Genomic DNA, 14145 nt, shown 5'->3' with positions numbered 1-14145 from the left:
AGGCCATGTCCAACGCGACTGTCACGCTTGGCACGCTTTTATGGAACGACTCGCCCGGCAAGGGCGCTGCGGCCCTGATCGAGGCCGTCAAGCGCCATGCGCCAGCCAACGTCGCCGGACTGCCGGCGCTTCAATGGAAAGAACTCGCGCAGGCGATTGAAGACCAGGTCGCGACCGGCTTCGATGTGAGTCTCGGCGCGATTCTGGTGCGCTCATGGTGCGACCTCGCCGAGATCCGCGCGGCGGCCGACCCGCGACGTACGCCACCCGACACGACGCGCTCGGTCCCGCTCGTCGAGCATGCGATCGAGTCCGTGCATCACCCCAAGCTGGAGATCACCGTCGAAGGTGTGTGCAGCTTCGATGTCGTGTTCGAAGTGAAGCTCGCGCTGAAGCTCCGCGGCGCATTGCTTTGCATACGCAACGCGCGGATTCGTGAGATCACGCTCGGCGATTGCCACGGCGAGGCGACGTTGTCGGCGTACGGGCACGCGCTGCATCGCTATGAACTGGGTTCGGCCCGCTTTCCCGGCCATATTCGCTTCGCAGGCGAGGGCATGTCGATCGGCCCGCGCCACGCGCCCGATGCACGCGACCCCTGGCGCCACCACTGACTTGCGCAGCGCGCTCAAGGCACGTCGGTGCGCACAGTCGCGGGGTTGGCGATAGTGATCATGCCGGCCCACATGCACATGCACTGAGACAGATTGTCGAGCGCCGGGATGCCGCCGATCAGCACCGTCGTGGCGCCTGGCGTCCACGGGCTCACTGTGGCCGGGATACAAGGCATCGGCGTCAGCACGCCGAGCGCTGCGCTTGTTGCGCTCGCCACCGCCGGATTCGCGATCGACATGCACATGCCGAACGAGCCGATGTTGACGAGCGGCACGTGGTCCTGGATCGTTGCGGCAGGCGGCCCTTCCGCCGTCACGCGGTTGACCGGCAACACCGTCAGGCTGGCGGGAGCGACGCCAAACGTGCACTGAAGCAGTGCTCCCATCGAAACTTGTTGTGCCATGGCAGATGCATGCCTCCGTGTTGATGGCGTGATCTCTATCCGGGCGACTGCTGGTTCGCTGCCGGAGTCCACAGGAGCGCTTCGCATTGATGCCTCATGTCCGCGGGCGAAGGCGTCTGTCCGGTCTCGCGGAACTGTCCGTAGTCGGCATCCGTCTGCGTCAGCACAAGCCGGCTTTGCGGACCGGGAGCCGGTTCGCCGAACACCTTGTGTACCGCGAACTGATTGAAATCCCCGAGGCGACGAAGCGCGGACCCATAGTCGTACGCGAAGCTCACCATGTTCCTGTCATTGTCGGCTATACGTTTCCTGAACAGGTCGATTTCATCGGCAAAGTTCTCTGCGATCGCAATCCCCATGTACCTGGAATTGTTCTTGCGATTGTTGTTTTCACGGCAAAACGAGTTGTACGAGTGCGTTGCGCTGATCATCACATTGCGTATCGCCTGTCTGTCGACATACATTGCCTTGACCAGGTAGATACTCAGCGCAGCCAGCACGCATGCGGACACGAGCATGTATTTCCATGCGTCGTTATCCAGCTTTTCGATCGCCTTGAGAAACTGCGCGCATCCCTGAAAACGCTCGTCGGGATCGTTGCGCATCGCGCGGCGAACCATTTCCGCAACCCGCTTGCGGATCTTCGGATTGACGTCGCGCGGATCCGGCGCGGGATGGGCGATCTGTTGCGCCGCAACGGCGTCGAAGGTATCGCCGGCGAACGGCAGCCTGCCCGTTAGCGCCTCGAACAGCACGACGCCTGCGGAGTAGACATCCGATCGATGATCGACCGTGGAACTGTCGCGCAACTGCTCGGGGCTCATGTAGGCCGGCGTGCCGATCAGGCGTTCCTTCTGCCGCACCTTGCTGCCCACCTGGGTCGCGATGCCGAAGTCGATGATCCGCGCGAGGCCGTCGTGGTCGACGAGCACGTTGGACGGCTTTACGTCGCGATGGACGATCGCCAGCCGGTGCGCGCGATCCAGTCCAGCCAGCATGCCTTTCGCGATGGCGAGCGCCCGCTTTTCCGGCAAGCCTTTACCGCCGAGGCTCGCAATCAGTTCGCCGAGCGACTGTCCATCCACATACTCCTGCACCAGAAAATAGTCGTCGTTGACGTGGAAGTAGTCGACCATCGGCACGACGTTCGGGTGGGCGATCTGCGCCTGATGACGCGCTTCATCGTAGAAGTGCTGCGCGAAATCCGGGTTGTGGGTGAACTCGCGTTTCAGGACCTTGACCGCATAGCGCTTTTCCTCAAGCTCCGCGTTCGTCGCGAGGTACACGCGGCCCATGCCGCCTTCTCCCAGCCGTGCCTTGATCACATAGACGTTGCGCAGCGTCTGGCCGATCAGATCGTCTTCTCGCATTGATCACCCCTTTGCGCCGGTGGCCTGCAAGTAGACTGCGGTGCCGGCGCCGGCCACGACCGGCCGCTGCGGCGCGAGGCCGTGTCCGTCGATGCGGACGCCATGCGGTGTGGAAAGATAACCGGTTGTCAGGATCAGCGCGGCGCCATTGCTCAACGGCAGGATGTCCTGCCGGCTGCCTTTGCCGGCGCTTGTGCGGCCGATCGACGTCGCCCGTGCGTTGTCAGTCAGCGCGCCGATAAACAGTTCGGCGGCACTCGCCGTGTGCTCGTCCTGCCAGAGGAACACCGACGTTGCGAGCCGCACTCCGTCGCGCGTGCTGGTGTAGGGTTGCGCGCCGTCGCGCCCGGTGACAGTCACAATCGGTTGCCCCTTGTTCAGAAACAGCATCACCGTGTCGACGGCCGCATAGAAATCGCCACCGCCGCAGCCGCGCAGGTCGATGATCACGGGCAACTCACGTGGCCAGTGCGCGAGGATCGCTTCGACACCGCCTGGCGTCGTGCTCGTGAAGCCTGAAAGACGGATGATGCGCGCGCCACCCGACATGTATTCGGACAGCGCCGGCGGGTTGACGAGTTCGCGCGTCACGCCGATCCTGCGTGCGGACGCATTTTCGCCGGCGACTTCGAGCATCACCTGCGTGCCGGGCAGCCCGCCCGTCCACGCGGCGATAACCGCGAGCGGCTTGCCTTTGACGGGCTGGCCGCCGATCGAAAGCAACCGGTCGCCTGCCTTGATGCCTGCCCGTTCAGCGGGGCTGCCCGGAAACGGATAGCACAGGGTTTCGCCATCGCGGCGCCGTTCCAGTTCCGCGCCGATGCCCGCATAGGTGTTGTTCTGCAGCGCCGTGAAGGCCGCGTATTCGCTGGGTGTCAGAAAGCCGGAGTAGGGATCCTTCGTCGCAAGATAGGCGGCGAGTGTCTGCCCGACGATGACCGCCGGGGCATCCGCGCCGAATACCGCCTGCTCGCTGATGCGCGCGAGTGCCTGCGCATAGAGCTGCAACGCGGCGTCGCCATTCGCGCCGGCGCGCGTCGCACAATCGGGCGGACAGGGCGGCGGCGCCTGAACCGTAACCGACGAACTGACGAGCGGCGTGACCAGCATGGCGAGCAACATGGCCTTGTTCATGGGGCGGCAGGAGCCAGGAATACGCTCATTCCGAGATCGCGAGAATCGCGAGTTTTTTTCTGATCTGCTCGCGCAACGCGTCGGCTTGCTGCTTCGCCTGTACGTCGTTCAGGCTTTTGTCGCGCTGAAGCGCGTCCAGTTGCGCGCGGTATTGCGCGATCTGCGCCCGCGCCGCCGCCGTCTTCTGCTTTTCCTGCGCATTGGTTGCCGCCAGCTGATCGTTTCTTTTCTGCAGGGCGGCGAGCCGGCGGTCGAGTTCATCGCTCGACATCTTGCGGTTCGCGAGGTCGGCGCTCAGCTGCTGCATCTGGTTGTGCAAGTCTGCCTGCAGCGCCTCTTCATTTGAGAGCTCGACCTCCTTCTGGTTCACGCGTGTCTGCGTCGCCTGCACGTCCTGGTACTGGCTGATCACCGTGCAGCCCGAGCCACAGCCTGTGGCGAGGGTCAGCAGCACGGTCGTCATAGTGTGGCGCTTCATCCCGGCACCTTTTCGGTGAAGTGGTCGGCCGCCGTCAGATACGTTGCCGCTGGCTCGCCAGCGCGGCGGTCTGTTGCCTTGTCTGCTCGAGCAGCATCTGTTGATCACGCAGTTCCTGCGCGAGGCGCGGGTCCTGCAGATTGTTGTCCGCCTGCAGTTTGCGCATGAGGTTGATGGACTTCTCCTGCGCGGCGATCGAGTCGTTCGCGTTCTTCAGATCCGTGTCGAGCTTCGAGCGCTCCTTCGCAAGCGTCTGCTGGTCGATCGTTTTCTGCCCGATCTGCTGGACCACGGTATCCGTGTGCTGCGTGATCGCCACGAGGTCTTTCTTCATGCCGGTGTTATAGCGGGTGGAATCTTCGTTCACGGCCTTCACATAGGCGATTCGCGCGTCGAGGTTGTTCTCGTGGCCCGCAAGTTCCTTGCGATGCTTTTCGAGGTTCGAGGACAGGCTGTAGCAGAGCACGCCGCCCCCTGCGGCGGCCACGCCTCCCACCGCGGCGCAGGTGGCATCGCTGCCGCCTGCGAGCTTGCAGGCGAGAAAGCCGAGGCCGGCACCCGCGACGCCGCATTCCAGCGAGGCGGTCTGCTGCTGGGTGGCACATGCCGCGGTCAGCAACATCAGTATCATTGCCGCGAATTTTCCGGTCATCGCAAGTCCTCCTGCAAACGTCATCGGCACGCTGCGGCGTGCCGCGGTGACTCATCCGGCGGTCAGCAGCGCGATCAGAACGAAGGCGGCCACAACGGCCACCACGATCGACACGGTGGACAGCACCCGTCTGAGCTGCCAGTCCGGACGCCTCGCGGAGGCTTCCAGCAGTCGCGCAAATTCCGCGCAGCCGGCGATGCGCCGCGCCGGATCCTTCGCCAGCGCGCGCATGATCAGCGCGCTCACATGCGCTGGAACCGAACGCTCGCGACGTCGCGGCGCGACCGGCTCGTCACGCAGATGAGCCGCCAGCACAGCAGCCCGCACCGTCTCGCCGCCGCCGCTTGTCGCCTCGAACGGCGGGCGGCCGGTCAGCGTTTCGTACAGCACGCAGCCGACGCTGTAGACATCGGAGCGGAAATCGATAGCTTCCGCACGGATCTGCTCGGGGCTCATATACGCGTTGGTACCGACAGAGACGCCCGCGCGCGTGCGCCGCTTCTCGCCCGCGGCGAGCGCGATGCCGAAATCGGAAAGCCATGCGTGCTGATGCGCTTCGTCGAGCAGGATGTTCGACGGCTTGACGTCGCGATGCACGATGCCCTTGCGATGCGCGTAATCGAGCGCGTCCAGCACGTCCTTGATCAATGGCAGCGCGACGCTGAAAGGGAGCCGATGGCCGGGACTCGCATCGAGCGCCATCGCAAGCGATCCGCCGGGCACGAGGTCCATTACCATGCAGGGACTCCCTCCGATGCTGAATACGTCGCGCACCGCAACGATATGCGGATGGTGCATTTGCGCGTGCCGCCTGACCTCGTCAATGAAGCGCGCGGTCAACTGCGCGTCGTCGGCGATCATCTCGACCATCACCTTGATCGCCGCGTACTGCCGGTGCCGCTCGTCCCATGCGCGCCAGACGGTGGCCATACCGCCTGCGCCCAACTGACGCTCGACGACATACGGGCCGACGCGCTGTCCGGGCCGCAGGCTCATACATGCCTAGCGAATGCTCGACGGGTCGCGCACGCCGGGCCGGTCGAAGGGTTCATCGCGATGCCGTGGGCCCGCCGCCGCGCCGCTCGAATCGGATTCGATCTTCCTCAGCAGCCAGACCGTTGCGCCGGTCTTGATCCTCGCGCCGTCCTTCAACTCCACGCCGCGGCTCTCGACGAACTCGCCGTCGACGAAGGTGCCGTTCGTGCTGAGCCGGTCGAACAGCTCGTAGCGTCCCTGGCGGCAGAGCAGCACCGCATGTTCGTTGGACATCGTGTTGTCCGCGTGCAGCAGCACGTCGCATGGCCGGCCACCTTCGCTCTCGACATACCCTTTGCCGATTACATTGCGGCCTTCGTAAAGCACGAACAGATCGCCCTGTTGGTCCCATGTGAAGGTGACCAGCACGCCCGTGATCTTGCGGCGCGGCAAGCCCTCGCGCGGCGGGCGCGGCGTGCTCTCCGGGCCCGTGTCGATCCGTGTGGGTTGACCGTGCGGTGATGGGTCGTCTGACGAGATCATGGTGTTGTGCGACATGGTGGGACTCCTCTCGACGTTCTCGCTGAAGGACTGCGACCCCGCATCCGCCGCGCTGCGTTCCTGCGCGCGGCTTTCCGCCTCGCAGCGTGGACAGCTCGTCCAGCCTGGATCCATCGGATGTCCTTTCGGGCAGGTGAATTCCGCGCGGCTGCTTCCTGTGCTCTGGTTTTGTCTGCGGCCCCATAGTTTGGCGACAGAGGACCAGATCGATTTCTCGCTCATGACATTCCGCCTTTCGCGCGCTGTGTCGAGCACGCACCGAACGCTTGTGGCAGGCGCGTGCGCTCGATCGAATCATCGATTCCGGCACGATGTCTCATTCGGATTGCAGTCATCGGTCAACTCCCTGACTTTCACCGCCGTCGGTGCCTGGCTGCACCGGCACCGTTTCCGGACGGCCCTGTCTGTCGGCGCCGGGTCCACCAGGCGCATCACCGGTGACCGTGCGTGGCGGCTGACGGGATTCCTGAGAGGGTCCCGGCGGTCGTTCCTGTGGTTCCTGCTGCCGTTGCCCGGCAGCCATCTTCCTGCTCTTTTCCGGCGGCCGCTTTTGCGCGTGCGACGATGCCGGCGTGCTGCCGGCTTTCGCCGGGGCGACCCGGCGGTCCAACGGGTCAAGCCGGGCGTTTATCTCATCCAGTTCGGTCTTCATGCGAGCGTAACGCTCGTTAGCCAGATCGCGGTCGCGTTGCATGACGTCTTCCAGTTTCGCGATGCGGGTGTCGAACGCGTGTTCCGGTGCGAGCTGGGTCGGCGCCGGCAGCCAGTACAGGGCGAGCGCGCCGACCAGCATGGCGGGCGCGAACACCGCGCCTGCCGCACGTGCGACTGCGCCAGACCAGCTGCGCGGCAGCAAGCCGGGACGGCCTTCATAGCGCAACACCTGAACTGTCACGTTGTCTTCGCCTCCACGTTGCAGCGCGAGCCTGACGAGTTCGTCGGCAAGCTCCTGCGGTGTGCGCCCGCCTTGCATGACCGCCGCGATATCCGCGTCGCCGACATAGCCGCACAGGCCGTCGGAGCACAACAGGCACGTTTCGCCAGCACGCACGCGCATCCATCCACTCACTTCTACATCGACCTGCGCCGTGTGCCCGAGGGCGCGCTCCAGAATCCCTGCATCGGGGTGGTGCGCCGCCTGCGTGTGCGTCAACAGCCCCGCATCAATCATTCGCTGAACACGGCTATGATCCCTCGTCAATCCGCGCAACCTGCCGTCGCGGCCAAACAGATAAGCCCGGCTGTCGCCGACGTGCGCGAGCATGATGCGCGCGTCGCGGGCGAGCATCGCCACCGCGGTGGTGCCCATCCCATGCGTCGTCGGGTCGGCCGACTGGCTGCGCGCATAAACCTCCGCGTTGGCTTCGCTGAACGCGTTGCGCAATGCCTCTTGCGCCGACGCAAGCGAAGTCAGATTCGCGAAATGCCGCTGCAACACCTCGACTGCCAGCTCGGCGGCGATCCCACCGCCCGCATGTCCACCCATACCGTCGAGGACGACGAACACGTCCGCGGCAGGCGCGCGCACCCAGCTCATGCGATCCTGATTTTCGGTTCGCACATAACCTGTCTCGGAACGCTGCCCAACCGACCATCGGCTAATCCGGGGTGACGCCGTCATGGTTGGCCGCCGCTGCGTTCAGCGCACATATACGCAACCTCAGGGCACGCGGTTCCGGTCGCCGCTGCGATGGCTGATCGGTGCGCCTTCGTCGGTGCCGCGCAACTCGAAGGCGGTGCGCCCAAAACGCAATTCGTCGCCGGGCGACAGCGTCCGTGGTGTTTGCGACACGCGCGCGCCGTTCAGAAAGGTGCCATTGGTCGACGCAAGATCGATGAGATAGAGTGTTCCTGATTCATAGCGGATGATCCCGTGGCGCCGCGATACGAAGTCGTCGCCCGTCAACGGCAGCTCGCTTTGCTCATCGGAACCGACATGGATCATCGCGTGCTCGATCGGAAACCGTTTGCCACGCCAGTCGCCGGAGCGGCCGATCAGCCACGCCGAGGGCTTGCCTCGCTGCGGCGGCGGAAAGCTCGCTCCGATCTGCGTCGGCGCGCGTGCTCGGGGTATGTTCTCGGGCAGCGGCGCGCTGACCGTCTCGACCTTGACGACGGTGCGCCGCCTGAAGATCAGGAGCATCCACGCAAGCGCGGCAAGGAGCGCGAGCAACGCAGCGGTCAGACTGCCAAAGGTGATTCTCAATACAGGAGACGAGGAGGCGCTCCAGTTTTTTAACTTGTCGAGCCATGTCTCCTGCGGCGTCGGCGTCACACGGGACGCCGGCCCCTCGTGCTTTGCCTCCGGTGCGGCGATCGGCACATTGACGGGCACGCTTGCTGCGCTCGCGCCCTGCGCCGCGTAGCGCAATATGGCAGTGCCGGGTGCTACGGTCGCGCTCGATGCGGGATAGTCGAACTGAACCTTGAACGCGGGGAGCGGGGCGGTGCCGAGATCGGCTTTGATCAATTCGGATAGCTCCGGGTCCGAATGTGCAAGTACGTACGTGCCACCCGTCGCAGCGGACATATTTTTGAGCGACACCGACCATTGCGGCGCGAGCTTGCCGTAGCCGATCGAATCGATGTGCAACCCTGGTACTTTCGCGGCGTTGATGAGGCTGTCGAGCGATACCCAACTGCCTTCATCCTTACCGTCGGAAATGACGAGCACGATGCTGGACTTCGTTGCGGGATTGTCTTTCAGGCGCTTCACGGCCTCGAGGACCGCGCTGTAGAGCAGCGTCTTTCCGTCGGCGCCGACGTCGGCCCGGATTCCGCTGATCGCGCGCGAGACGGCCTCGGGAGCAGCGGAAAGCGGCTGCAGCCTGTCGGAAATCGTCGATCCGAAGGACAGCAGCGATGCGTTGAGATCGGGCCTCTGAACGGCAAACGCATCCTGTAGCGCGCTCTTGATCGCCGGCAACGCACGCTGCATCGATCCGCTGTGGTCGACACAGACGATCACGGTCGTTGCCGTGTCGGCGGATGCGTTGGTGACAGGCGTGATGTCCGTGGCGACGATATCCTGCTGGTCGGGTGCGGCTCCCGGAAACAGCAGATGGAAAGCGGTCGTGGACGGTTTCGGATCGGCGGTGCGAATCGTCGCAACGACCGAGCCAGGCTTGACCTGTTCAATGGAAACGACTTGCGGGTCGACGGCCAGCACAGCGCCGCTCGCGACAAGCAACACCCCGGTCACTACCGCACGAAGATGGTGCAGCCACCATGCCGCATTGCGCATGGCATGTGGACGGGGTTCGACGGACATGGCCAACCCTTTATGGTCTCCACTCAACGCATAACGCGCGGCGACCTGGCATCGTACGTTGCACCGGTGCCAGATATATTTATTGAGTGTTTGCTACATCATTGTTTTCACAAAAAACGCAGAAATACGATATGGATTGCTAAGTTAGGTTTAGGCGTACCTCATGTGTTTGTCAAGCGTGTTTCTGGACTGGATTTCGCATGAAGTGCCGCATCGTTTTGTTTCACGTGGTGCACGTTAAGGTCCGGGCGCGGACGTGCAGATAATTGAAACAATCGCGGCGCACATTGCACGCGTTAGTAAATCAATGTGCCGGAGGAACCCAATGGTGCTGCGTAGCGCTGTGTGTTGAGTGGTGCGCGGCACTGTGCGGGATCTCGACGCTTTCGTTGTGCATGCCGACGGTTGCGTGACATTGGGTCAGGTATGTGAACCGGGCGCGAGATTCGCGATTCGATTCGTCGTCGCAGGAAGTGCAAGCCAACGCTAAAGCAATCGAAACCACGGAGCGAGAGACGCGATAAAGCCCTTATCGCGCCGCGGAGAGTCACCTTGACATTCACAACGGCATGCTCTATCCATAAATCGTCTCGAAGCCAGCCTTAAAGCTTTAACGGCGTGCAGCAGAATTTCCTTTCGCGCTGAGCCAAACCGTTCCAGTCGTCAATCGCATTGGCCGTGGTCGGCCAGCACGGTCCGCGTGCAAGAAAAGTCAGTGGCGTGTCGCGCCACGCAATACGAGGGCCTTATGATTGAAGACCTCGACAAGACGCTAGCGGCTCTGCTTAGGCGGGAGTTGGCGCCGGGTCTTAGCGAACAGGTTCAGGTCAGCTTCGAAGCACCGGACGATCGCTTTCCTCCGCAATCCGTCACGACGCCCGCGATCGATCTGTTCCTCTATGACGTCCGCGAGAATCTCGATCTACGCAGCAACGACGTCTTCCTCGGCAGGGATGAGGACGGTTCTGTGCATCGGCAACGCATGCCAGTTCGCGTCGACGCGTCGTATCTGATCACTGCGTGGCCGCGCGAAGGGCTTGCGAACCCCGCCGAGGACGAACATCGTCTGCTAGGCGAAGTGATGCGCGCGTTGCTGAGGTACCGGACGCTTCCGCATGAATTGCTGCGCGGCAGTCTCGCCGCCGGCGACCTGCCGTTGCCCGTCAGCGCATTGCAGCCAGGCCGGCTGCAGAGTCTCGGCGAATTCTGGCAGGCAATGGGCGGCAAGCCCAAGGCCGCGATCAACTACACCGTCACGCTTTCCGTCGATGTAGCCATGCCCGAAGAGGTGCGGCTCGCGACAGAAAGAATCTTCCATTTCGACGCTGTACTGGGCAGACCTGCATGACGGAGTGAAAACGTCGGATCGATTAACCGTTTTGGCAGATATGACTGTAAGGGGACGTGTCTATGTCAAGCGCTACCTATCTTGCCCCTGGCGTATATGTGGAAGAGGTTCCTTCCGCTCAGCAGCCTATCGCGGGTGTGGGAACCAATGTCGTCGGGTTTATCGGCATCGTGCCTTCGACGATCTATATTCCGGTTCCGAATCCTGACTACAACCCGGTTGCCGCGCGCGCGGCGGCGCGGCTCTCGGATCTCGCCGATGCGCCTTCTGGCGGCCCGGAAGATCCGCGCCAGGCGATCGCCGCTGCGGAGGCTAAAAGCAGGGATCTTGCGCTGCTTGACGCTACGCTCAAGGGCATCGAAAAGGATCTCAAAGATCTGAACGACCAGCTGGCGAAGGCCACGACGGACGCCAAAGCGTCGAAGGACATTTTCGACTCGGCGTCCAGAGACGCCAAGGCTGCCACCGACGCGCTCGCCGGTGCAACCGACGCCAACCGGGACGAGCTGACAGATGCGCTGGAGGCAGCCAAGGCAAAACTCGAGCCAGCCATGAGCAAGAATCTGGCTGATGCAGACGGGGTAAAGCGACTCAAAGGCCTCGTTCGTGACAAGCAGACAGAGCAAAAGAATCTTAACGACAGACTGATTGCGCTCAAAGGGGAACTTGCACCGCCAACGCCGCCAACGGATACGACCCCGGGCGAAGCCGAAGCCCCATCCACCACGGATTCGACGCAGGCATCCAAACCCGTTCCCAAACCCGCGCGCCCGCCCCGTTCGCTGGAAAAAGAGGACGACACCTTCGAGGACGCAGAGGGCGTCGACGTGTCCGGGTCGCGCTCTGTCCTGCAGCCGTTCATGCTGCAGGAATTCACGGTGAAGCCTGCATGCTTCGAGACGAAGCTATGCACGAACTTTACCGAGTACACGCAGCGCTTCGGCACCTTTTCGGCGTACAAGCCGGAGGCAGATTTTCCGGATGACCCGCCGGAGACCTGGACATTCAGTCCGATGCATCCGGGCCATCATGCGCTGACGCACGCGGTCAACGGCTTCTTTCAGAATGGTGGCACGAAGGCGTTCGTCGCGCGTATCGAGAACGAAAGTCAACTGGAGGACGCGCTGGCGAAATTCGCATCGATCGATGAGCTTGCGATCATCGCCGCTCCGGGTGTGCCGAGGGACGCTGGCAACTGGGAGTTTCTGATGGCCCATGTCGAAAACCGCGAAAACTGTTTCGCGATTCTCGACAGTCCGCTGGTTGTGCATGACGAGGACAGCAACGACCTCGACGTGAACCAGTTGAACTACGCGAGCAGCAGCGACAACCAGGCGTTGCCGCGCCCATGCAAGAACGCCGCGTTCTATTTCCCGCACGTGGAAGTGATTGACCCGGCCAAACAACTGCAGGATAGCGATCTGACACGCAAGGTCGATCCGAAATATCGCGGCCGGACCTATGTGGCGCCGAGCGGCCATGTCGCGGGCATCTATGCGCGCACCGACACCGAGCGCGGCGTGCACAAGGCGCCGGCGAACTGCGTGGTGCGCGGTGCGATCGAGGTCAAGTACTACGTCAGCAAGCCGATCCAGGAGATGCTCAATCCGCAGGGCGTCAACGCGATCCGGATCATGAACGGCGCGGTGACCGTGTGGGGCGCGCGCACGATCGGCGGTGACCGCAACAGCGAATGGAAATACATCAGTGTGCGGCGTCTGTTCCTGTTTTTGCAGAAGTCGATTGAGGAAGGGACACAATGGATCGTCTTCGAACCCAATGACGAAGCGTTGTGGGCCAAGATCCGTCTGAACGTGTCGGCGTTCCTGACCAACGTGTGGCGCAGCGGCGCGTTGTTCGGCGCCACGCCGCAAGAGGCGTTCTACGTGAAATGCGACGCCGAGCTCAATCCGCCCGAAGTGCGCGATCAGGGCCTCGTGATTACGGAAATCGGTGTCGCGATCGTGCGGCCCGCCGAGTTCGTGGTCTTCCGTATTACCCAGGCCACAGGTCCCATCCGGACCTGAGCGGAGCAAGCGATGCGTGCGCGCACGTCGCCGACCAGCAAACCGGGCGCCCGCCGGACGCCCGGTCTCTATTTCGACTGGTATGCAGGCGAGGGCACCGCGCAGTCGACGGTTCAGAGCGGCGTGCCGCTTTTCGCGGGCTTGACAGGCGCGGGCAGTGTCCACGTCGACGCGCCGCCGCTACACCGCTTCACACGCTGGCAACAATTCGATCAAGCCTTTCGCGGAGAAGGCGTGAGCAGCCTCCTCGCCTGCTCGGTGCGCGGCTTCTTCGAAAACGGCGGCCGGCTGTGCTACGTCATGCCACTGCCTTTCGATCCCGAAGAGCCGGCTGGCTACGCAGCGGACACGCCGTATGCCGACGCGCTCGCCAACGCGATCGGCACACCGTTCGAAGCTGGCGGCATCCTCGAGGAATTCGACGACATCGATCTTGTTTGCGCGCCGGACATCATGACGCCTGTGATCGCCGGATCGCCCGCGCGCGTGTTCGATCTTCAGGCTCGCATCGTCGACTATTGCGCACGCAAGGGCGACCGCTTCGCGATTCTCGATGCGCTTGAAGGCGGCCTGAACGACGCAGCAGACCAGCGCGCCGATGCGGCGGTGCTGGGCGCCATCAATCAGTGGCAGGCACTGCCGCCCGAATACGGCGCGATCTACTTTCCGTGGATACGCGTGAGCGCGCATCGGCCGACGAAGGGCGCGCCACTCGACTTCGTGCTCGTGCCGCCGTGCGGACATGTCGCGGGCGTGTATGCGCGCAGCGACCGCCGGGTGGGCGTGCACAAGCCGCCGGCGAACGAACTGCTGGAAGGCGTGCTCGATCTTGGCTTCGCGGTCGCCAACCGCGACGAGGCGGCCCTCAACGAAGCCGGTGTCAATTGCCTGCGCGAAATGCGCGGCTGGGGCATCCGCGTATGGGGCGCGCGGACCCTGAGCGACCGCCCGGCGTGGATGTATGTCAACGTGACGCGGGTCATGCTGGCCTTGAAACGCTGGCTCGAATATGACATGCGCGATCTGGTATTCGAACCGAACGGCGCGTCGCTATGGGCATCGATCGAAGAGCGCCTCGAACGATACTGCAGCGATCTGTTTCGCCGGGGCGCGCTTAAAGGGAGCAGCGCGGCCGAAGCCTACTTCGTGAAGTGCGACGCCGAAACCAACGCTCAATTCAGCCGTGACAGTGGTGTGGTTGTGGCGGAAGTCGGCGTGGCGCCCGCGGCGCCGAGCGAATTCGTCATTGTCAGAGTCACGCAGAGTGCGAGCGGCGTGAACTTCACCGTACCGACAGCCTGGTAAACGAGG

The 14145-nt window shown here is 63.3% G+C and carries 13 protein-coding genes; 4 read left to right on the top strand and 9 right to left on the bottom strand.

Annotation, left to right across the window (positions count from 1 at the left end):
* Positions 1-5 precede the first annotated feature (5 nt).
* Positions 6-614: a hypothetical protein gene (locus P3T21_RS17410; protein ID WP_429257169.1), complete on the top strand. Its 609-nt coding sequence runs from the start codon at positions 6-8 to the stop codon at positions 612-614.
* Between the two features lie 14 nt (positions 615-628).
* Here P3T21_RS17410 and P3T21_RS17405 read toward each other — a convergent pair whose 3' ends face one another.
* The 9 genes from P3T21_RS17405 to P3T21_RS17365 all read right to left on the bottom strand — a co-directional run bounded on the left by P3T21_RS17405 (position 629) and on the right by P3T21_RS17365 (position 9459).
* Positions 629-1018: a DUF4280 domain-containing protein gene (locus P3T21_RS17405; RefSeq protein ID WP_429257168.1), complete on the bottom strand. Its 390-nt coding sequence runs from the start codon at positions 1016-1018 to the stop codon at positions 629-631.
* Positions 1019-1053: 35 nt separating this feature from the next.
* Positions 1054-2388, bottom strand: coding sequence for a serine/threonine-protein kinase (locus P3T21_RS17400; RefSeq protein WP_429257167.1), 1335 nt, complete (start codon positions 2386-2388; stop codon positions 1054-1056).
* Between the two features lie 3 nt (positions 2389-2391).
* Complete coding sequence (locus tag P3T21_RS17395) at positions 2392-3522, bottom strand: S41 family peptidase (RefSeq protein ID WP_429257166.1); 1131 nt, start codon at positions 3520-3522, stop codon at positions 2392-2394.
* Positions 3523-3547: 25 nt separating this feature from the next.
* The gene (locus P3T21_RS17390; RefSeq protein WP_429257165.1) at positions 3548-4000 is read right to left on the bottom strand and encodes a hypothetical protein; all 453 of its coding nucleotides are present in this window, start codon (positions 3998-4000) and stop codon (positions 3548-3550) included.
* Between the two features lie 34 nt (positions 4001-4034).
* Positions 4035-4652 carry a hypothetical protein gene (locus P3T21_RS17385; protein WP_429257164.1) on the bottom strand — a complete coding sequence of 206 codons (618 nt, stop codon included), beginning with the start codon at positions 4650-4652 and terminating at the stop codon, positions 4035-4037.
* A gap of 51 nt (positions 4653-4703) precedes the next feature.
* Entirely contained in the window at positions 4704-5648 is a 945-nt protein-coding gene (locus tag P3T21_RS17380) for a serine/threonine-protein kinase (protein WP_429257163.1), read from the bottom strand.
* Positions 5649-5654: 6 nt separating this feature from the next.
* Positions 5655-6302, bottom strand: coding sequence for an FHA domain-containing protein (locus P3T21_RS17375; protein ID WP_429257162.1), 648 nt, complete (start codon positions 6300-6302; stop codon positions 5655-5657).
* Positions 6303-6519: 217 nt separating this feature from the next.
* Positions 6520-7749 (bottom strand): protein phosphatase 2C domain-containing protein, encoded by a 1230-nt coding sequence (locus tag P3T21_RS17370; RefSeq protein ID WP_429257161.1) that lies wholly within the window; start codon positions 7747-7749, stop codon positions 6520-6522.
* A gap of 99 nt (positions 7750-7848) precedes the next feature.
* On the bottom strand, positions 7849-9459 hold the full coding sequence (locus P3T21_RS17365) for an FHA domain-containing protein (protein ID WP_429257160.1): 1611 nt from the start codon (positions 9457-9459) through the stop codon (positions 7849-7851).
* A gap of 748 nt (positions 9460-10207) precedes the next feature.
* Between P3T21_RS17365 and P3T21_RS17360 the strand changes: the two genes are divergently transcribed.
* From P3T21_RS17360 to P3T21_RS17350, 3 genes are all read left to right on the top strand, one after another.
* Positions 10208-10807, top strand: coding sequence for a DUF4255 domain-containing protein (locus tag P3T21_RS17360; protein WP_429257159.1), 600 nt, complete (start codon positions 10208-10210; stop codon positions 10805-10807).
* Positions 10808-10869: 62 nt separating this feature from the next.
* Positions 10870-12834 carry a phage tail sheath C-terminal domain-containing protein gene (locus tag P3T21_RS17355; RefSeq protein ID WP_429257158.1) on the top strand — a complete coding sequence of 655 codons (1965 nt, stop codon included), beginning with the start codon at positions 10870-10872 and terminating at the stop codon, positions 12832-12834.
* A gap of 12 nt (positions 12835-12846) precedes the next feature.
* Positions 12847-14139 carry a phage tail sheath family protein gene (locus tag P3T21_RS17350; protein WP_429257157.1) on the top strand — a complete coding sequence of 431 codons (1293 nt, stop codon included), beginning with the start codon at positions 12847-12849 and terminating at the stop codon, positions 14137-14139.
* Positions 14140-14145: the final 6 nt, after the last annotated feature.

It is taken from the genome of Paraburkholderia sp. GAS334 (assembly GCF_050436625.1).
In the GTDB taxonomy this organism is placed as follows: Bacteria; Pseudomonadota; Gammaproteobacteria; order Burkholderiales; family Burkholderiaceae; genus Paraburkholderia.
Note: the sequence above shows the minus strand (reverse complement) of the source record. Positions and strands in the feature narration are given on the sequence as shown.